Raw genomic sequence first — 19,203 nt, 5'->3', positions numbered from 1 at the left:
CAGCACCCTGCTAGCTCATTCTCCGAAAGGTTGCCCACAGATGTCATCACCGCACGCCCTCAGCGGTCGGCGCGGCCAGGTGGCTGCGGCCGCGCTGGTGGCCGCCACACTGCTGAACGCGGCCATGTTCGGCGGTACGAATGCCACGGCGTCGTCTCACCGTGAGGCTCCGCTCATCGCGGGCGACCCGGCAGTGGACAACACCGACCTGTACGCGTTCGTGAGTCCGGACCACAAGGACACCGTGACGCTGGTCGGCAACTGGTCCGGGTTCCAGGAACCCAACGGTGGCCCCAACTTCTTCCCGTGGGCCGAGGACGCGCAGTACGACTTCAACGTCGACAGCGACGGCGACGCCAAGCCCGACGTCACGCTGCGGTTCACGTTCAAGAACGACGACCGGCGCAAGAACGACACGTTCCTGTACTCCAACGGTGTCGTGGACTCGCTCGACGACGAGAACCTGCTGTTCCGGCAGCGCTACGACCTCGAGGCGATCTACCAGAACGGCCAGAAGGTCAAGCTCGCCGACAACGCCCCGGTGGCGCCGTCCCCGAACGGCCCGGCGTCGATGCCGGACTTCAAGAAGCTGCGCGACCAGGCGATCACGCAGATCGCCGGTGGCGGCAAGGTCTACGTGGGCCCGTCCGAGGACGCGTTCTTCGCCGACCTGCGGGTGTTCGACCTGCTCTACGGCGGCAACCTGAGCGAGGTCGGCCAGGACACGCTGCGCGGCTACAACGTCAACACCATCGCGATCCAGCTGCCCAAGCACGCGCTGGCGCTGCGCAACGACGTGCACCGCAACCCGAACATCGGCATCTGGAGCACCACGCAGAAGCGCAGCCTGAAGCTCTCGCCGGGCAAGGCGGAGGCGACCGGTGACTTCGTGCAGGTCTCCCGCCTGGGCAACCCGCTGGTGAACGAGGTCGTGGCCCCCGCGGGTCTCAAGGACGCGTTCAACGGCCTGCGCCCCGACCAGGACGCCGGCGTGAAGGAGCTCGTCGACCGGGTGGTGAACCCGGAGCTGCCGAAGCTCGTCGAGGCGATCTACAAGATCCCGGCACCGCAGGGGCAGCGCGACGACCTGGCCGAGATCTTCCTGACCGGCATCACGAAGAAGCTCGGCGCGCAGATCAACGCCGACCTGAACTCGCAGGTCAACAACGCGGACGTGGACGCGCGGAAGTTCCGCCCGTCCGAGATGCTGCGGCTGAACATGATGATCGACCCGAACGCCAACCCGAACCGCCTGGGCCTGCTCGCGGGTGACACGCAGGGCTTCCCGAACGGCCGGCGCCTCACCGACGACGTGGTGGACATCGCCGTGCAGGCGATGGAGGGTGCCGCGGCGTCCGGCAAGCTCGTCGACGCGCTCGCCACCGGTGACAAGGTCGACGCCAACGACCAGCCGTTCGAGGCGAACTTCCCGTACGTCGGCCTGCCGCGCAACGGCACCGCCGTCAACGCCTCCGGCACCACGGCCGAGGTCGCGGTCAACCCGGTCGGCAAGATCGGCAACATCGACCCGATGGCCATGACCACCGCGGTGGGCTCGGCGTTCGTGTTCGGCGCCGGTTTCTTCCTGTGGCGCAAGCGCCAGGCATCGATCCGCAAGTACGGGTCGCACTCGAAGTGAAGTACCAACAACGGCAGGCCGTCGCGGTGGTTCTCCTGGTCACCGCGGCGCTTGCCTACCTCGCCGCCTCCGGTCCTGCCGACAGCAGGGCCGGGGGCGCGCCCCCTGCGCCCCCGGTTCCGGCGGTGGCGCAGCAGAACCAGATGCACCGCGTGGTGCACCAGCTCCAGCAGCGGCTGCACGAGCTTCCGCAGGACAAGGACTCCTGGGCCAAGCTTGGTTCGTCCTATGTGGAACTGGCTCGGGTCACGGCCGATCCGGCGTACTACGCGAAGGCCGAAGGCGCTTTGAAGAACGCGGGTGACACGGGCCTGGCCGCGATCGGCATGGGCACGCTGGCCAACTCCCGCCACGACTTCCACACGGCCCGCGACTGGGCTCAGAAGGCCATCACCGCACTGCCGTCCTCTTCGGAGGCGTACGGCGTGCTGGCGGACGCGTTGACGCAACTGGGCGACGACGCGGGCGCGCAGGACGCGGTGCAGAAGATGCTGGATCTCAAGCCCAACACGGCGTCGTTCGCCCGCGCTTCCTTCCACTTCGAACTCCACGGTGACGTCGACGGTGCCCGCGACGCGATGCAGCGCGCGCTGAAGTCCTCCACGACGCCAGAGGAGATCGCGTTCTGCCGTTACCGGCTGGGCGAACTCGCGTTCGACCACAACCGGCTCGACGAAGCCGCTCAGCACTACGAGCAGGGACTGGCGGCGAGAGGAGACGACATGACTCTCACTCAGGGCATGGCCAAGATCGATGCGGCGCGGGGTGACGTCCCGGTGGCGCTTGACGCGTACCGCAGGCTCGTCGCACGCGCTCCCCTGCCCCAGTACCTGCAGGAGTACGCGGAACTGCTGGAGGCCAACGGCCGCACCGACGAGGCCGCGCGGCAGTACGACGTCCTGTCCGAGCAGCAACGGCTGATGGAGTCCCAGGGTGCTTCCGACGATCTGGCCGCGGCCCTCGTCGCCGCTGACCGAGGTGATGGCATGCAGGCACTGCGCCGTGCGGAAGCCGAGTGGAGTCGCCGGCAGAGCGTTTTCGTGGCCGACGCGATGGCCTGGGCGTTGCACGTGAACGGAAGGGACGCCGAGGCGTTGGGCTACTCCGACCGCGCGGTGGCGCTGGGCTGGCAGAACGCCACGTTCTCCTACCACCGCGGCATGATCCTGGCCGCGCTCGGCCGCGTCGCCGAGGCCCAGGAGTCGCTGGTGCAGGCGCTGCGGCTGAACGCGAACTTCTCCCCGTTGCAGGCGCTCAAGGCCGGCCGCAAGCTCGCGGAGCTTCGAGGCGGCCGGTGAGCCTGTCCAACTGGGTGGTGCGGCCCGTCCTGGTGGCGGCGTTGCTGCTCGCCGGCATCTTCTTCATCAACGGCGAGGCGTCCGCCCACCCGTTGGGCAACTTCAGCGTCAACCACTACCACGGGCTGCACCTGCACCCGGACCGGATCGATCTCAGATCCGTGGTCGACGTGGCGGAGATCCCGACGCTGCAGGAGAACCTGAAGACCCGCGACGCGAAGCAGTGGTGCGACGAGGTCTCCAGGACCGATCGCTCCACTGTGGACGGCCGGCAGATCTCCTGGACGCTCTCCAGCTCCACGAAGGAACACCCGGTCGGCCAGGCCGATCTCAGCACGACCCGGCTGGTCTGCGAGTTCACCGCCAAGGTGGACCTGGACCGGCCGGCCAGGCTCGAGTTCCGCGACGAGTCGAACGTCGACCGGGTCGGCTGGCGTGAGATCACCGCCGCCGGCACCGGCATCAGGATCGCGGACTCGCCGGTGCCGACCGAGAGCATCAGCGACGAACTGCGGACGTACCCGGAGGACCTGCTCAGCAGTCCGATGGACGTCCGCTCCGTCGCGTTCAGCGCCGAACCGGGCAGCGGGTCAGAGCCGAAGAAGGCCACCGGCTCCCCCATCCAGTCGTTCAGCGTCACGGCGGCCAAGCTCAACGACATCCTGGGCAGCGACGACCTCACGCCGTGGCTCGGGTTTTTGGCGTTGTTGCTGTCGTTGGTGCTCGGCGCGTCGCACGCGGCGTTGCCCGGTCACGGCAAGACGCTCATCGCGGCCTATCTGGCCGGCCGTCAGGGCACGCCGAAGGACGCGTTCATCGTCGGTGCGTCGGTCACGGCCACGCACACCGGTGGCGTGCTGATCCTCGGTTTGATCATCAGCGCTTCGAGCGCGCTCGCCGGTGAACAGGTGCTGCGCTGGCTCGGGCTGGTCAGCGGCCTGCTGATCGCGGTGATCGGCGTGATGCTGCTGCGCTCGGCCCTGTCGACGACCCGCGAACCCGCGCTCGCCGGAGCCCTGACGGGACACGGGCACGGCCACGGACATGGGCACGGTCATGGCCACGGGCACGGTCATGGGCACGGCCACGGGTACAGCCGCGCGAGCCTCATCGGCATGGGCGCGGCCAACGGCCTGGTCCCCTCGCCGTCCGCACTGGTGGTCCTGCTGGGCGCGATGGCCCTGGGCCGCACGTGGTTCGGCGTCCTGCTGGTCGTCGGCTACGGAGTCGGCATGGCCGGCACGCTCACCGCGGTCGGCCTGCTGCTCGTCAAGGCGCGCGACCGCGTCGAGAAAGTCCTGGACGGCCGTGCCACCCGCATGCTGTCGCATTACGCACCCGTCGGCACAGCCGCGATGGTCATCGTCGTCGGCACCTGGCTGACATTGCAGGCCGTCTAATTACACCAATGCAACTCGAAGGGCCCGGATTCGACTGAATCCGGGCCCTTCGAGTTGTTTCCGTCCTTACAGGTTCGCCACCACGAACTGCTTGCCCTCGGTGTTCTCGACCGCGATCGACTTCACCTGGTCCGGCGGGACGCTCACCATGCCTCGCACGGTCGCGCCCTCGACCTTCGCCTTCTCGGACGAGGTCCAGGCGAACGCCTCGGTCTTGGTGCCGTCCTTGCCGATCACGACCAGCTTGCACTTCTGCAGTGCCGGCAGGCCGTTGACCTCGGCCGTGACCAGGTACCGGTCCTGAGACGAAGGCTCGATGTTCGCCTTCAGCTCGATCCCGCCGGTCGCCTTGCCCTCGCCCGTGCGAGGTCCGGCGATCGTCGACTGCGGAGCCTGGTTCTGCATGAGCGCCGCCGCACCCCCGAACGCGACCACCGCGGCCACGGCCGCGGCGACGAGATAGCCCGGCCAGCGTCGTGGCCTGGCGTGCTGCGGTTCGGGGAGGTCCTCCACCGGTCGTGGAGGACTGGCTCTCGGGCGTGGGTCGGACTCCCGCTGCTGCGGAATGACCGATTCCTGCCTGATCTGCCGCAGCGTGCGCTGCAGGAGCAGGTCCGACGGCATGGGCAGGTCGTCCTCGAGCTCGTGCAGAAATGCCTCACGTGGCACGTCGTCAAGTGCTGTTCGGATCCGATGGAAGTCGGCGACCTGCGCACGGCAGGACGGACAGCCCCGAAGGTGCTGCTCCACGCCAAGACTCTCGTGCGCGTCCAGAACGCCGAGCGCGTAGCAGCCAAGGGTGACCGCGTCGTGCGCGCCAGCTGTCATACGACCTCCTCGTCGTCCCGATTTGCCCCCGCGGCGAAACGGTGTCACGAAGGAAAACGGGCAGATAGGAGTGGTCGGTTCAGCTTGCGAACGAGTTCATTCTGATTGCGCATAACAATGGCATTACGTAACCGCTCAACTACGGTTCCAGCCCTGTCTGAGCTGCGCTTTTCACTCGATCGGACGACTCAAGGTGTTGCGTACGACTACAGGCACGTCTCTGGACGAACCAGCGGTCGTTCCTCCGTCTCAATGAACACCGCGAGGCCGTCCAGGACCCTGGCGAGACCGAACTCGAACTGGTCGAGCATCCGCTCGAAGCCCCCCGAGTTCCAGATGTGGGTCATCATCGGCAACCGGTCCGGCGTGAAGTGCTCCCAGAGCGCCTCCCTGCCGTTCCACCAGTCCTCCTCGGACACGCCGCTCTCCCGCTCGGCCCGCACGCGGTCCGCCATCGTCCGGCCGACGCCCTCGACGAAGTGGGACACGGCCGTCACGACCGCCACGATCTCCTCGGAGGCCAGCCCCAGCTCGGACACGACCGCGTAGGCGGCGTCCTGGCGGGTCATGGCCTGCGGGCCGGGCATCCGCCGCGACGCCGTCAGCTGGAGCATCCACGGGTGCGCGCGGTACATCGCCCACACCTGCCGCGCGAAGAAGTCCAGTCCGGCCCGCCACGGGCCCTGCGGCGTGTGCTCGGTCTCGCCCCACACCGCGTCGACCATCAGGTCCAGCAGCTCGGACTTGCCCGGCACGTGCCGGTAGAGCGACATGGTGGTGAAGCCCAGCGTCTCGGCGACCCGGCGCATCGTCAGCGCCTCGACCCCCTCGGCGTCGGCCACCTTGATGGCCGCCTCGACCACCCGTGACTGGCTGAGCGCGGCCTTCGGTCCCCTCGTCGGCTCGGCCGGCGGCTCCCACAGCAGCCGCACGCTCCGGTCACGATCGCTCTTCACCCAACCCCCTCGTTCACAAACACCTTGCATGTGAATCCTAGAACCGTGTACAACGTACACCCGGTGTACAACGTAAGCAGTTAAGCCACGGGGGTGAAGGCGTGGGACACGCGGTGCTCGCGGAAGGCCTGCGGAAGGTGTTCGACAAGAAAGCGGCGCTCGACGGGTTCGACCTGGCCGTACCGGCGGGAACGGTCTGCGGGCTGCTCGGCCCGAACGGCGCCGGCAAGACCACGGCGGTGCGCATCCTGGCCACGTTGCTGCGACTGGACGGCGGCCGCGCCGAGGTCGCCGGCCACGACGTGGCGCGGGAGGCACCGGCGGTGCGCCGTCAGGTGGCGTTGAACGGCCAGCAGTCCACGGTCGACGACGTGCTGACCGGCAAGGAGAACCTGGTCATGTGGGGGCGGCTCTACCACCTGGGCAAGCGCCAGGCCGAAGTACGGGCCGACGAGCTGCTGGAGCAGTTCGGGCTCACCGACGCGGCAGGCAAGCGGGCCAAGCTGTACTCGGGCGGCATGCGGCGGCGCCTGGACCTGGCGTCGAGCTTCATCATGCGCCCGTCGGTGCTGTTCCTGGACGAACCGACGACCGGCCTCGACCCGCGCAACCGCGGCGAGGTGTGGCGGGAGGTGAAGCGGGTCGTCGCGGAGGGGACGACGGTGCTGCTGACCACGCAGTACCTGGACGAGGCCGACCAGCTGGCCGACCAGATCGTCGTGATGGACACCGGCCGGGTGGCGGCGCAGGGCACGCCGGACCAGCTCAAGTCCAAGCTCGGCGGCGACCGGATCGAGGTGGTGGTCCGCAACGCCGACGAGCTCCCGGTCGTGCGGGACGTGCTCGGCCCGGACGCCGAGGTGGACCTCGACACCTTCCGGGTCAGCGCGGCGGTGGCCGACCGGGTGGCGGCGCTGACCCGGGTGACGTCGGCACTGGCCGCGCACGGCGTCGAGGCCGAGGACATCGCGCTGCGGCGACCGACGCTCGACGACGTCTTCCTCGCCATCACCGGTCACAAGGCAGTCGCGGAGGTGCAGGCATGAGGTACGCGGCCATCGACTCGTGGATCGTCGCCAGGCGGGACCTGATCCACTGGGTGCGCGAACCCGTCAGGGTGTTCGCGAACCTCGCCTACCCGATCATCTCGGTGCTGATCTTCGGGCTGGTGTTCGGCAGCGCGATGAACGTCTTCGGCGGCGGCGACTACATCGAGTTCCTGCTGCCGGGCATGTTCGGCCAGACCATCGCGTTCGGCATCGCGAGCACGATCATGATGGTGTCGATGGACGCCGACCGGGGCGTCACGGACCGGTTCCGCGCCTCGCCGATGTCGCAGACCGGCGTCGTGGCCGGGCGCAGCATCGCGGACCTGGTGAACTCGTCGCTGGAACTGCTGGTGCTCGCGCTGTGCGGGCTGGTGATCGGCTGGTCGTTCCGCGACGGGCTGCTCAACGCGCTGCTGGCGTTCGCGCTGTTCCTGTGGCTGCGGTTCGCCCTGGTCTGGGTCGGCATCTACCTCGGCCTGCTGGTCAAGCCGGAAGCCGCGCAGGCGTCGTGGATGTTCCTGTTCCCGCTGACGATGTTCGCGAACACGTTCGTCTCGCCGGAACTGATGCCGGGCTGGCTGCGGGTCGTCGCGGAGTGGAACCCGCTGTCGTCGACCGTGGCGGCGGCGCGGGAGCTGTTCGGCAACCCCGGTGTCGGCGGCGACTCGTGGGCCGCGCAGAACTCGCTGCTACTCGCTGTGCTGTGGCCTGCGGTGTTCGTGGCGATCTTCTGGCCGCTGTCCGTGCTGAAGTACCGCAACCTCAGCCGCTAGAAGGTCGTTCCGGAGCTGGTCGGCGAGCCACCGCGCGAGCAGTCGCCGCCAGTTCCGGACCCTGGCCAGGTTCTCCGGTGTCAGCGTCCGGTCGTCCTCCCACTCCCGCCAGTCCTCGCTCGCGAGCCAGCCGATGCACCCGGCGATCCGGTGCACGCGCAGCAGGACCGGATCCGGCCGGGTGCCGTAACCGATCCAGAAGGCTTGGGGCAGCGCGGTTCCGTGCAGGTAGAGGTGCTCCTCGAACGCCGCGAGCTCGTCGAGCGGGTTGCCCTGGCCGGGGTTGTCCCAGTCGATCAGCGTCGCTTCGCCTTCTCCGACGATGATGTTGTGGAGGTTCACGTCGTTGTGCAGCAGACCGACGCGGTGGATCTTCCGGAACGCCAGGCCGATGGCGCGCCAGACCTCGTCGGAGACCGGCAGCGCGTCCGCGAGCGTGCGGCCCTCGACGTACTCGACCAGCACGTCGCCGCGGCCGTTGTGCGCGAGGACCTCCGGCGCGCCGGGCACGACGAACTTCGGCAGGTCGCGCGCGACTTTGGGTTGCCGCAGCACGGCTTTGCGCCCGTCGGCCAGCGTGACGAGGTGCAGGACGTTGGTGAGACCTTCTCCTTGCAGCGGTTCGACGCGCAGAGCGGTCTCCAGCAACCGGAACAAACACCCACCTCCCGTAGCAACGGTGTAACACAAGACACATCGGACAGATAAGGATCGTCGGGGGATGCATTCGGCGGCGAAGTACGCATGGAGGCCCACCGATGGTTCAACGTCCTCGGCGCGTAGCGCTGTTATCGGTCCTGACACTGGTTCTACCACTGGCTGTGACCGGACAGGCACTCGCTGATCCCAACAACAACTCCCCTGCGAAGCTCACCAAAGCCGTGACGCTGAACGGTGTCCTGCGACATCTCGACGCGTTCCAGTCCATCGCGGACACCCACGGCGACCGCGCGGCCGGACGTCCTGGATACCAGGCGTCGGTGAACTACGTGGTCTCGCAACTGACCGCGGCCGGCTACTCGCCGAGCGTGCAGTCGTTCGACTTCCCGTATGTGGAGGACAACTCACGGCTCGACCGCGTCGCACCGGTGCCGCGAACGTTCCAGCGGGACACCGACTTCAACCGCAACGGGTTCGTCCCGACGGCCGAGGGCGACGTCACGGGCGTCATCCAGCCCGTCGACGTGGTCGTCCCGCCGACCCCGGTGCCGAACGGCAACAGCAGCGGCTGCGAGGCCGCCGACTTCGCCGGGTTCGTTCCCGGCCGGATCGCGATGCTGCAGCGCGGCACCTGCGGGTTCAACGTCAAGGCGCTGAACGCACAAGCCGCGGGGGCGTCGGCGGCGATCCTGTTCAACGAGGGCCAGCCCGGCCGCACCGGCCTGGTCACGCCCATCGGGGACACGCCGGGTCTCACGATCCCCGTGGTGTTCGCGACCTACGCCGCCGCCTCGGAGCTCATCGTGCTCACGCCCGGCGCCACGGTCCGGGTGAAGGTCGACTTCACCGAGGAGACCCGGCAGGCGTGGAACGTCTTCGCCGAGACGCGGGACGGCAACCCGAACAACGTCGTGATGTCCGGCGCCCACCTCGACAGCGTCCAGGACGGGCCCGGGATCAACGACAACGGCAGCGGCTCGGCGGCGTTGCTGGAGACGGCGATCCAGATGAAGAAGGTCAAGCCCAACGCGAAGGTCCGCTTCGCCTGGTGGGGCGCCGAGGAGGAGGGCCTGCTGGGGTCCGAGCACTACGTCGCCACGCTGCCGCAGGCCCAGCGGGACAAGATCGCGCTGTACCTGAACTTCGACATGGTCGGCTCGCCGAACCACTTCTACGGCATCTACGACGGTGACGACTCCAGCGGCACCGCGCCCGTGGCGATCCCGCCGGGGTCGGCGCAGATCGAGGACGTCTTCGAGAAGTTCTACGCCGACCGCGGGCTGCCCTCGGAGGACACGGACTTCTCCGGGCGGTCGGACTACGGGCCGTTCATCGCGGTCAACATCCCGGCCGGCGGCCTGTTCACCGGAGCCGAGGACGTGAAGACGGCCGAACAGGCGGCACGGTACGGCGGCACCGCGGGCATCGCGTTCGACCCGTGCTACCACCAGCCGTGCGACACCAGGTCGAACCTGAACCTGACCGCCCTGGACGTCAACGCCGACGCGATCGCCACCGCGGTGATCACGTTCGCGTTCGACACCTCGACGGTGAACGGCGTGCGCGCGCCCGGCAAGTCGCACGGACGCGCGCCGCAGGGTTCCGCTAGCTAGCCCAGAGGTCGCACCGGTGATCTGCCGGTGCGACCTGCTCGGTCGCGAAGAGCCGGACGTCCTGGCGTGCCCAGCCGGGATGTCCGGTCCGCGCGAACCGGGTCCACACCCGCACCATCTCGTCGGAGAGCTTCTGCTGCTTCCCGGCGAGCTCGACGCCGGCGTACCGCAGCAGGAACGGCAGCTCCGAGCCGTGGTAGGCGCCGTACGGGAAGTCCGGCATGCCCGGGAAGATCATCGGCGGCTCCGGTTCGGCGAACTCGTAGCCGAACGCGTGCGTCTGCGCGCGCAGTTCGGCGGTCGGGCAGGCCGAGGTCATGTCCGAGAGCGCCGCGGAGAGCGGCACCCGTTCGTCGCCACCACGCGGTGGGTAGGCGGCCAGGATCCGCTGCGCCTTGGCCGTGCCGAAGCCGTCGGTCAGTGCCTGCTCGTACCCGGCGGCGTCCAGCGGTGGGTAGAACATCGCGGCGAACACGGAGAACTCGTCGCGTGCGGTGCCCGCGAGCACCGGGATCCGGTGGAAGCGGCCTTCGCGCACCGCCGTGATCGGGTTCTCCGGCAGGGCTTCCGTGCCGTACGCGGGCGACGAGAACTGCGGTGTCAGTGCTTTGACCTGCTCAACTGTGAGCTTGCGCAGGCACGCGATGTCGGCACAGCCCGACGCCTGGGCACCGGCTCGTTCGACGTCCTCGCGCTTGACCCAGTTGTGCTGGACGTTGTTCTCGCCCGCCGGGACACCGAACTGGCACGGTCCACTTTGGATGATCGCCCGGTGGAACAGGCCGCGCGTCCTGGGCGAGGTCAGCTGCGCGCACGTCGACAACCCGCCCGCCGACGCACCGAAGAGCGTGACGTTGTGCGGGTCGCCGCCGAACTGCCGGATGTTGCGCTGGACCCAGCCGAGCGCGGCCTGCTGGTCGCGCAGGCCGAACGCGCCGGAGCCGTCGAGTCCCGGGAAGCCGAAGTACCCGAACGCGCCGAGCCGGTAGTTGATGGTGACGACGACGGAACCGTTGCGCACCAACTGGTCCACGCCGTAGTCAGAGCCGGCGCCGCTGGTGAAGCTGCCGCCGTGGATCCAGACCAGAACAGGCCGGTTCGTGGCTTTCAGCGGCGTGGTGACGTTGAGGTACAGGCAGTCTTCGTCGGTCTCACAACGAGGACCGGGCTTGTCCGCCTTCAGAACGCCCTGCCAGGGCTTCGCGGGCTGCGGATCGCGCCAGCGGTTCTCCCCGACGGGCGGGGCGGCGAACGGGATGCCCTGGAACGAGCGCTGGGCATCGACGGTGGTTCCTGACACGAATCCGGTGTCAGTGCGGACGATTCCCGCGGCGTGGGCGGGAACAGCGGTTGCGGCAACGAGTACGGCCGCCATCAATACGGTTGAGGTTGAACGCATGTCACGATCAACCTAGCCACTACCGCAACCTCTTTAGACAGCAGCCTTGTCGCGGGACAACAACCGTGCCGCGACCGCCGCCGGCAGGTACATCAGCACCCCGTACACGGCGGGCGGAATCGCCATCGTCTCGTCGTTCAACACCGTCAACGCCAGCGTGATCGCGATCGTGGCGTTGTGGATGCCGATCTCCATCGCCGACGCGATCGCCTGCTTGCGCTCGACCTTGAACGCCTTGGGCACGTAGTAGCCGATCAGCAGGCTGAAGACGCTCAGCAGCAACGCCACCGGGCCGAGCGTGCCGATGTTGTCGATCAGCTGCTGGTAGGCCTGCGCGATCGCCGCGATGATGACGAGCACCAGCACCACGACCGACGCGATGCGCACCGGGTCGTTCATCTTCAGGGCCCACGCCTCGAACCTGCGGCGCACCAGCATGCCGATCGCCACCGGCACCAGCACGATCGCGAACACCTGCACGAACTTCGCCGGCTGCAACCCGACCTCGGCGCTGTCCGCCATGAAGTGCGCCATGCTCAGGCCGACGACCAGCGGCAGCGTGAACACCGCGAGCACCGAGTTGATCGCGGTGAGCGTGATGTTGAGCGCCACGTCCCCGCCCGCGAGGTGGCTGAAGAGGTTCGCCGACGTGCCGCCCGGCGACGCGACGAGCAGCATCATGCCGACCGCGAGCACACCCTTGAGCCCGAACGCGAGCACCAGCCCGAGACAGATCGCGGGCAGGACGACCACCTGGCAGACCAGTGCGATGACCGCGGCCTTGGGGTACTTCGCGACCCTGGCGAAGTCATCGGTGGTCAGGGTGAGACCGAGCCCGAACATCACCAGGCCCAGTGCCAGCGGCAGGAAGATCTGTACGACTAGCACGGCGGCCTCCGCGGATGTCCAGCTTGTGCAGTTTGATCTGTTCGGAAGATCCTGGCGTTACGCCCGGCCCGATGGAATCGGCCAGGTGGCGGCACCACACCCCGGATCCGTGATAGTCCTGTAGAAAACCTTCTGGGGGCAGAAATGATTGCGGTGGTGCTGGGAGCGACCGGCAAGCAGGGCGGTGCAGTGACGCGGCACCTCGTCGCGGCGGGCTGGGACGTCCGCGCGGCGACCCGGAACGCTTCGGCTCAGGTACCCGGCGCGTCGACGGTCGTCGCTGATCAGGACTCTCCGGAGTCGTTGACGCGCGCCTTCGCGGGCGCCGACGCGGTGTTCAGCGTGCAGCCCGCGCCGCACGACCCGCGTTCCCCGCAGGGCTACTCCCCCGCCGCCGAGACCCGGTGGGGCCGCAACGTCGCCGACGCCGCGCTGGCCGCCGGTGTCCCGCACCTCGTCTACGCGTCGCTGGTCGAGGCCGCCGGACGAACCGGCGTCGCGTCGTTCGACAGCAAGTGGGAGGTCGAGCGGCACATCGCGGACATCGGCCAGCCCGTGACGGTGCTGCGGCCGACGACGTTCATGGACGGCCTGTACGCGCCGGGCCTGCCGAAGCTGACGCACCTGCTGCACCCGTCGGTCCGCTACCACCTGATCGCCGTGGACGACATCGGCGCGATCGCCGCACGCGTCTTCGCCGACCCCGCGCGGTTCGTCGGCTCGTCGCTCACGCTGGCCGGGGATCTGCTGACGCCGGTGGAGATCGCCGGGCTGATGGGCCTCGAGTACGAACAGTTCCAGGTGGACGATCCGGAACTGCGGAAGGTGTTCAGCGGCAACGCCCAGCCGGACGTCGACATCGAGGCGTTGCGCGCCCTCCACCCGGGACTGCGTTCGTTCGCCGGCTTCTTGTCGGACGCCCGCGGCTAGCGCACCCTGATGCGATGGCGCGTCTGCTGACCCCGCGCTTCGCCCTTCTCACCGCGGCTGACCTGGGCTACTTCACCGCGATGGGCATCGCGGTCTACGCGCTGCCCCTCTACGTCACCGGCCCGTTGCAGGCCTCCAAGGCCGCGGCGGGGCTGGCGTTCGGCACGTTCGCGATCTCGGCCCTGGTGCTGCGCCCGATCGCCGGCCGCCTGACCGACCGCGTCGGCCGAAGACCGTTGCTGGTGGGCGGTGCCGTGCTCGCGGCCGTCAGCCTCGCCCTCACCTCCCTGGCCACCGATCTGCCGGCGATCCTCGCCCTGCGGCTGCTGCTCGGTGTCGCCGAGGCCGCGTTCTTCGTGGCCGGGTTCGCGGCCCTGGTCGACATCTCCCCGCCGGACCGGCTCGGCGAAGCCCTCAGCCTCAACTCGCTCGGCCTCTACCTCGGTCTCGCCGCCGGCCCGCCGCTGGGCGAGGTCCTCACGCAACGGTCGTTCCCCACGGCCTGGCTCGCCGCGGCCGCGCTCTGCTTGGCCGGCGGTGTCGCCGCGGCGTTCGTCGGCGAGACCGGCACGCCTTCAGACGGCCCACGCAGCCCGTTGATCCACCGCCCGGCCATCGCGCCGAGCATCGCGCTCTGCGCGGCGATCGCGGCCAGCGGCGGCTTCCTCGCGTTCGCCTCGATCCGGGCGCAGGAGATCGGCCTCGGCAACGCCAGCCTCCCGCTGTTCCTCTACGGCGCCACGGTCGTCGTCGCCAGAGCAGTCTTCGCCAAGGTCCCGGACCGCCTGCCGCCGTTGCAGCTCGGCGCGATCGCCCTGGCGGTCATCGCGGCGGGACTGTTCCTCATGCCGTTCAGCCTGATCGCGGGCAGCGTTGTGCTCGGCGCCGGCGTCACGTTCAGCACGCCCGCGTTCTTCGCCGCCGTCTTCGCCACCGCTCGGCCGGACCAGCGCGGCGCCGCGTCCGGGACGGCCAGCGCGTTCCTCGACATCGGGCTGGGCGGCGGGCCGATCCTGCTCGGCCTCGTCGCCGACGTCTCCACCTCCGCCGCGCTGGCCGCGGCGGGAGCGGTCGCGCTGGCCGGCTGTCTGTGGACGATCCGGCTGCGACACTGATCAGCGTGCAGATCGGCGTCTTCACCGCGGGCGACCTCCAGCCGTCGGAGATCGTCGCCGTGGCGATCGCGGCCGATCAGGCGGATCTCGACGTCTTCGCGGTCGGCGAGCACCACAACCCGCCCTACAACTCCTCCTGCCCCGCCACGCTCCTGGCCCACATCGCGGCTCGCACGACTCTGCGACTGTCCACCGCCACCACGCTGATCACCACGAACGACCCGGCCCGGCTCGCCGCCGAGTACGCGACGCTCGCCCTCCTCGCCCCCGGCAGGACCGATCTGGTGCTCGGGCGGGGCAACACGGCGAGGGTGTTCGGCTGGTTCGGCAAGGAGATCGAGTACAGCCTGCCGTTGACGGTCGAGCACTACCTGGCTTTCACAACACTGTGGCCCGAGCGGCCCTACCTCTGGCACGCCTGCACGCGGTCGCCCGAGATCGCCGATCTGGCGGCGGAGCACGACGACGGCCTGTTCGTGTTCGCCGACCAGACCGAACACCTCACCCGGTACCGCGACCAGGCCGCGCATCCTCGGGTCGGCGTGCTGGCTCGTGGGCTGGACGAGGGTCTGGAGTGGGAACCTGACCGCCTGCTCGTGAAAGTCGGCAGCCCCGCGGAGGTCGAAAAGCTAGGGTCGGCCGTGTGTTCAGCCTTGCCACACCGCCTCTCTTCGCCCGTCTCGACTCCGCGCAGAACGTCCTGATCGCCGGGGCGGGCGGCGGTTTCGACGTGTTCGCGGGCATCCCGCTCGGCGTCGCGTTGCGCGGCCAGGGCAAGCGCGTGCACTACGCCAGCCTCAGCTTCAGCGACCTCGAACGCCTCGACCTCGACGCGTGGCTGGAACGCGGACTCGCCGCCGTCGCACCGGAAACCTCCGGCGAGGACGCGTACTTCCCCGAACGCGAGCTTGCGCGGTTCCTCAACGACATCGTCTACGCGTTCCCGCGCACGGGCGTGCGGCCGTTGCGCAGCGCCTACCGCACGATCATCAAGAAGCACGCCGTCGACGCGGTCGTACTCGTCGACGGCGGCACGGACATCCTGCTGCGCGGCGACGAACAGCACCTCGGCACGCCCACCGAGGACATGACGAGCCTCGCCGCCGTCCACGGCATCGACGGCGTCACGAAGATCGTGACCAGCCTCGGGTTCGGCATCGACGCGCACCACGGCGTGTGCCACGCGCACGTGCTGGAGAACCTTGCCGCACTGGACAAGCAGGGCGCCTACCTCGGCGCGTTGTCGATCCCGTCGGACAGCCACGAGGCCCGCGCCTACACGACGGCGGTGCAGCAGGCGCAGGACGCGACGCCGTTGTCGCCGAGCATCGTGAACGGGCAGATCGCGGCCTCGTTGCGCGGCGAGTTCGGGAACGTGCAGTTCACCACCCGCACCGCGGGCAGCGAGCTGTTCGTGAACCCGTTGATGGGCGTGTACTTCAGCGTCGATCTGGACGCGCTGGCCCGCGGCGTGCACTACCTGCCGGCGCTGGAGAAGACGCGAACGGCGTTCGACGTGGCGCTCGCGATCGAGGAGTACCGCGAGGGCGTCGACGACCGACGCCCCCGCCGCGCACTGCCTCACTGACGTCGGATGATCAGCGCCACCCCCAGAACCAGCACGCCGATGGCGATGGCCGAGCCCAGCACCCACAGTCCGTAGACCGCGAAAGCCACGAACTCCGAGGCGATCGCGGCCACGGACGTCACGGTCGCACGGGCATCGGACTCGATCTGGTGCTGGAGCTCGGTTTCCACGTGCACCAGCACGAACCGGTACAGGCCGTAGAACAGTCCCAGCAGGACGATCGCCGGCGGAACCGCCAGCCACGCGGCCACGATCAGCAGCGCGCCCGAGGCGAACAGCACCCAGCCGCGGAACGGCAGTCGCCCGCCCAGCGAGGCACCGGCCGCACCCATCAGCGGTATGCCGATCGTCGCCAGCGGCACCCACACCGTCGGCACGTCCCAGTCCTGGGCCAGCAGCGTGAAGTACTCCTCGAACGCGTCGAGCGCGTACACCAGAGCCACTGCCAGCACGGCACGTTTGATCGGGATGGACGCTTTCAGGCCGGCCTTCAGCGTCGCGAAGTAGCCGGGTTCGTCGTCCTCTTCGGACTCGCGTTCGGGTTCCGGGAACCTCAACGCGATCACCGACGACGCGAGGCACATCGCGACGGACGCCCAGCCGGCCAGTTGGTAGCCACCGAACGAGAACAGCGCCGTGGCCACGACCGCGACCGGCACCTGAGCGATCAGCTCGATGGTGTCGACCCGAGCGTTGAGCCGTCCGTACTGGTCCTCGTCACCACTGGCCGCCAGCCCGTCGTAGAGCAGGGCTTCGAACGCACCGGAGGTGAGCGTGCCGCCGAGACCCCACAGCACGAAACCGGCCGCGAAGCCCCAGAACGACGGGAACAGCACCCAGGCCGCGTACCCGGCGGCCTGCAGCGCACCGGCGACCACCAGGGAACCGCGCCGCGAGAACCGGTCCGCGAGAGCGCCGGACGGCACCTCGAAGACCACCGCGGTCAGCGACCAGATGGCGAGCAGCACCGAGATCTGGGCGTCGGACAGCCCGCTGTCGGCGAAGAGCAACGCGTACAGGGCGTAAATGGGGATGAGGTGCGAACACCACGCGTACGCCGTCGCGGTTCGGGTCAGATCAGTTGAAGATCAATGTCGTCGTCGCATGGCACAAGACTAGGCCGCCAGCGCCACCGATTAAATGGCGCTGACGGCCCGTAGCCGGTCATCTACCTGACGTGGCTAGAAACCAGCGGTGATCTTCGTGAACGCCAGGTCGGCCTGCTGGATGCCCGAGCAGCCAGCGGACACCTGTCCGTCGCAGCCGCCGCGGTCGCGGTTGACCGACCAGAAGGCCAGTCGCCCGAGGCCGTTGGCCTTCGACCAGTCGCGGATCGCGGTCCAGTCGTCGACCGTGGTCAGCTCGCGCTGGTCCGACAGGCCGTTCATGCCCGAGATGCCGACGTGCTTGAACGCCTCGGCGTCGCTCCAGCCGAAGGTCGACTTGAGCTTGTTCTTCAGCCCCGTGGCCGCGCCGATGGTGTCGGTGCGGATGTTGGAACTGCCGAAGTCGAACGGCATGAGCGTGAACACGTCGATGTTCGCGCCCAGCGCCTTGGACTGGTCGATCAGCCGGTTGCCGTAGAAGTTCGGGCCGGTGGTCGACGTGCCGAAGGTGACGATCGTCTGGATGCCGGGGTTGTTCTGCTTGACGATCTTCAGGGCCGTGATGATCCGGTCCTGCACGACGGTGTTCTCGAACTCGTCGGAGTTCTCGATGTCGATGTCGATCGCCTTGAGCCCGTAGGCGTTGATGACCTGCTGGTAGGCACCAGCGAGCGCCTCGGGGGTCGAGCAGTTCGGGCCCAGCTTGTTGCCGCTCCAGCCACCGAACGACGGCACGATGTCACCGCCGGCCGCGCGGATGGCGTTGATCGTCTGCTGGTCGGCGCCACCGGTCAGCGGACGCTGGCCGTCCCACGCCGGGTTGCAGCCGCCGCTCGACAGCACGAACGCGAGCGTGAACCACTTGACGCCGGTGTCCTTCATGACCTGCGTGGCGTTCTGCGGGTCGCCCCAGCCCAGGTACAGGTAGGGCGCACCACGTCCGTTGCCGGGCAACGGCGGGTTCGACGTCGTCGTGGTGGTGGTCGTCGTGGTCGTCGTCGGCGGGTTGCCGGTGCCGTCGCACGAACCGCCGTTGACCTTGCAGTTGGACGGGTTCGCGCCGGAACCCTTCACGGTGAAGCCGAAACTGGTGCTGCCACCGACCGGAACGTTGCCGTTCCACGTGCTGCGGACGGTGATGTTCTGGCCGTTGGCGGCATAGCTGCCGTCCCAAAGCGACGCGATCGACTGCCCACTGGGCAGCGTGAACTCGACGGTCCACGACGAGAGCGCGGACCCGCCGCTGTTGGAGATCGTGTACTTGGCCTCGTAGCCGCTGCCCCAGTCCGACGTCTTGGTGAACGCCGCCGTCACGCCCGACGCGCCGCTCGCGGGCGCGGCGACAACGCCTCCGACCACGGTGGCTATCGCCAGGCCGATGGTCAGGATCTGCCAGCGAAACTTCTTCATGGTGCTCCATTCACGTGCAGGGGGTACGTGATGACAGGCACGTTAACTGGTCTAAACCACCTGTTCAAGGGGATGAACCGGACATCGTTCGCCCTCGTCAGCGCGGTTCGAGAGAACGCTCTCACGCTCAGTCCACTTGACATGGTTGTCAGTTGACCACTGACGAAAGTCCCTGACGTGGGTGAAACCGGTACCGAGACCGGGACCGTGTCAGGTGGCTCGTTCGAGGTGTTCGCGGGCGGCGGCCCAGAGGCGTTCGAACTCGCCGGCGGAGATCTCCTCGACGCCGGGCGCGGCTCTCAGTTCGTCGTGCACGGCACCCTCGGCCAGGACGCCGAACCTCTTCTCGTACGCGATCACCGCTTCAAGGCCACCGGTGTCCCGCGCGTGCAGCACCTCGGCGAGCGCCGCCGCCGTCGTCGGCCGCAGGTCCGCGCCGTGCAGGTCGACCTGCCGGCGGACCCAGCCCTCGTCGTCCACCTCGTAGTGGAACCAGACGTCCTCGTCGGCGAAGTAGTAGCTATACCACCCGATCACGCCGGAATCATCGC

General features: G+C 68.7%; 18 protein-coding genes. 10 read left to right on the top strand and 8 right to left on the bottom strand.

Translation table 11 applies throughout. From position 1 onward, the window contains the following. Window positions 1–40 precede the first annotated feature (40 nt). From ACH413_RS18765 to ACH413_RS18755, 3 genes are read left to right on the top strand one after another with little or no spacing between them, the layout of a single operon-like run. Window positions 41–1,639, top strand: a complete 1,599-nt coding sequence (locus ACH413_RS18765) for a DUF4331 domain-containing protein (protein WP_360034527.1) — start codon at window positions 41–43, stop codon at window positions 1,637–1,639. Then, window positions 1,636–2,937 (top strand): tetratricopeptide repeat protein, encoded by a 1,302-nt coding sequence (locus tag ACH413_RS18760; protein ID WP_360034530.1) that lies wholly within the window; start codon window positions 1,636–1,638, stop codon window positions 2,935–2,937. The genes ACH413_RS18765 and ACH413_RS18760 overlap by 4 nt, the downstream gene beginning before the upstream one ends. After that, entirely contained in the window at window positions 2,934–4,337 is a 1,404-nt protein-coding gene (locus tag ACH413_RS18755) for a High-affinity nickel-transporter (RefSeq protein ID WP_360034532.1), read from the top strand. The genes ACH413_RS18760 and ACH413_RS18755 overlap by 4 nt, the downstream gene beginning before the upstream one ends. 66 nt (window positions 4,338–4,403) lie before the next feature. Here ACH413_RS18755 and ACH413_RS18750 read toward each other — a convergent pair whose 3' ends face one another. Then, window positions 4,404–5,165, bottom strand: a complete 762-nt coding sequence (locus ACH413_RS18750) for a zf-HC2 domain-containing protein (RefSeq protein WP_360034535.1) — start codon at window positions 5,163–5,165, stop codon at window positions 4,404–4,406. 206 nt (window positions 5,166–5,371) lie between these two features. Next, a complete protein-coding gene (locus tag ACH413_RS18745) occupies window positions 5,372–6,121 on the bottom strand; it encodes a TetR/AcrR family transcriptional regulator (protein ID WP_360034538.1) in 750 nt (249 codons plus the stop codon). A 101-nt stretch (window positions 6,122–6,222) separates the two neighbouring features. Between ACH413_RS18745 and ACH413_RS18740 the strand changes: the two genes are divergently transcribed. Together ACH413_RS18740 and ACH413_RS18735 are read left to right on the top strand one after the other, a co-directional pair. Further along, window positions 6,223–7,167 (top strand): ATP-binding cassette domain-containing protein, encoded by a 945-nt coding sequence (locus ACH413_RS18740; protein WP_360034541.1) that lies wholly within the window; start codon window positions 6,223–6,225, stop codon window positions 7,165–7,167. Beyond that, complete coding sequence (locus ACH413_RS18735; RefSeq protein ID WP_360034544.1) at window positions 7,164–7,943, top strand: ABC transporter permease; 780 nt, start codon at window positions 7,164–7,166, stop codon at window positions 7,941–7,943. Before ACH413_RS18740 ends, ACH413_RS18735 begins: the two co-directional genes overlap by 4 nt. On the opposite strand, the gene ACH413_RS18730 is transcribed toward ACH413_RS18735, so the two are convergent. After that, window positions 7,860–8,600 carry a lipopolysaccharide core heptose(II) kinase RfaY gene (locus ACH413_RS18730; RefSeq protein ID WP_360034547.1) on the bottom strand — a complete coding sequence of 247 codons (741 nt, stop codon included), beginning with the start codon at window positions 8,598–8,600 and terminating at the stop codon, window positions 7,860–7,862. The two genes, ACH413_RS18735 and ACH413_RS18730, sit on opposite strands and share 84 nt — an antisense overlap. A 164-nt stretch (window positions 8,601–8,764) precedes the next feature. On the opposite strand from ACH413_RS18730, the gene ACH413_RS18725 reads away from it, so the two are divergent. Next, on the top strand, window positions 8,765–10,216 hold the full coding sequence (locus ACH413_RS18725) for a M20/M25/M40 family metallo-hydrolase (RefSeq protein ID WP_360034550.1): 1,452 nt from the start codon (window positions 8,765–8,767) through the stop codon (window positions 10,214–10,216). Here ACH413_RS18725 and ACH413_RS18720 read toward each other — a convergent pair. Both ACH413_RS18720 and ACH413_RS18715 read right to left on the bottom strand, forming a co-directional pair. Then, window positions 10,209–11,591: a carboxylesterase/lipase family protein gene (locus ACH413_RS18720; RefSeq protein ID WP_396425118.1), complete on the bottom strand. Its 1,383-nt coding sequence runs from the start codon at window positions 11,589–11,591 to the stop codon at window positions 10,209–10,211. The two genes, ACH413_RS18725 and ACH413_RS18720, sit on opposite strands and share 8 nt — an antisense overlap. 57 nt (window positions 11,592–11,648) lie before the next feature. Continuing rightward, window positions 11,649–12,503, bottom strand: a complete 855-nt coding sequence (locus tag ACH413_RS18715; RefSeq protein ID WP_360034556.1) for a bile acid:sodium symporter family protein — start codon at window positions 12,501–12,503, stop codon at window positions 11,649–11,651. A gap of 144 nt (window positions 12,504–12,647) precedes the next feature. Between ACH413_RS18715 and ACH413_RS18710 the strand changes: the two genes are divergently transcribed. From ACH413_RS18710 to ACH413_RS18695, 4 genes are read left to right on the top strand one after another with little or no spacing between them, the layout of a single operon-like run. Continuing rightward, a complete protein-coding gene (locus ACH413_RS18710; protein WP_360034559.1) occupies window positions 12,648–13,433 on the top strand; it encodes an NmrA family NAD(P)-binding protein in 786 nt (261 codons plus the stop codon). A gap of 14 nt (window positions 13,434–13,447) precedes the next feature. After that, complete coding sequence (locus tag ACH413_RS18705) at window positions 13,448–14,548, top strand: MFS transporter (RefSeq protein WP_360034562.1); 1,101 nt, start codon at window positions 13,448–13,450, stop codon at window positions 14,546–14,548. A 5-nt stretch (window positions 14,549–14,553) separates the two neighbouring features. Beyond that, the gene (locus tag ACH413_RS18700; protein ID WP_360034565.1) at window positions 14,554–15,252 is read left to right on the top strand and encodes an LLM class flavin-dependent oxidoreductase; all 699 of its coding nucleotides are present in this window, start codon (window positions 14,554–14,556) and stop codon (window positions 15,250–15,252) included. Next, the gene (locus ACH413_RS18695; protein ID WP_360034568.1) at window positions 15,192–16,136 is read left to right on the top strand and encodes a DUF1152 domain-containing protein; all 945 of its coding nucleotides are present in this window, start codon (window positions 15,192–15,194) and stop codon (window positions 16,134–16,136) included. The genes ACH413_RS18700 and ACH413_RS18695 overlap by 61 nt, the downstream gene beginning before the upstream one ends. On the opposite strand, the gene ACH413_RS18690 is transcribed toward ACH413_RS18695, so the two are convergent. From ACH413_RS18690 to ACH413_RS18680, 3 genes are all read right to left on the bottom strand, one after another. Further along, entirely contained in the window at window positions 16,130–17,164 is a 1,035-nt protein-coding gene (locus ACH413_RS18690) for an MFS transporter (RefSeq protein ID WP_396425116.1), read from the bottom strand. The two genes, ACH413_RS18695 and ACH413_RS18690, sit on opposite strands and share 7 nt — an antisense overlap. A gap of 153 nt (window positions 17,165–17,317) precedes the next feature. Next, complete coding sequence (locus ACH413_RS18685; protein ID WP_360034571.1) at window positions 17,318–18,652, bottom strand: cellulose binding domain-containing protein; 1,335 nt, start codon at window positions 18,650–18,652, stop codon at window positions 17,318–17,320. A gap of 210 nt (window positions 18,653–18,862) precedes the next feature. Then, a complete protein-coding gene (locus ACH413_RS18680) occupies window positions 18,863–19,189 on the bottom strand; it encodes a hypothetical protein (protein WP_360034574.1) in 327 nt (108 codons plus the stop codon). Between the last annotated feature and the right edge of the window lie 14 nt (window positions 19,190–19,203).

This window comes from Lentzea sp. NPDC020367 (assembly GCF_044387305.1).
GTDB lineage: Bacteria > Actinomycetota > Actinomycetes > Mycobacteriales > Pseudonocardiaceae > Lentzea.
Note: the sequence above shows the minus strand (reverse complement) of the source record. Positions and strands in the feature narration are given on the sequence as shown.

Bases quoted from the DNA above. Each gene is read 5' to 3' on its own strand.
- ACH413_RS18765 (WP_360034527.1), top strand. From the start codon at position 41: ATGTCATCACCGCACGCCCTCAGCGGTCGGCGCGGCCAGGTGGCTGCG.
- ACH413_RS18750 (WP_360034535.1), bottom strand. From the start codon at position 5,165: ATGACAGCTGGCGCGCACGACGCGGTCACCCTTGGCTGCTACGCGCTC.
- ACH413_RS18735 (WP_360034544.1), top strand. From the start codon at position 7,164: ATGAGGTACGCGGCCATCGACTCGTGGATCGTCGCCAGGCGGGACCTG.
- ACH413_RS18720 (WP_396425118.1), bottom strand. From the start codon at position 11,591: ATGGCGGCCGTACTCGTTGCCGCAACCGCTGTTCCCGCCCACGCCGCG.
- ACH413_RS18710 (WP_360034559.1), top strand. From the start codon at position 12,648: ATGATTGCGGTGGTGCTGGGAGCGACCGGCAAGCAGGGCGGTGCAGTG.
- ACH413_RS18705 (WP_360034562.1), top strand. From the start codon at position 13,448: ATGGCGCGTCTGCTGACCCCGCGCTTCGCCCTTCTCACCGCGGCTGAC.
- ACH413_RS18685 (WP_360034571.1), bottom strand. From the start codon at position 18,652: ATGAAGAAGTTTCGCTGGCAGATCCTGACCATCGGCCTGGCGATAGCC.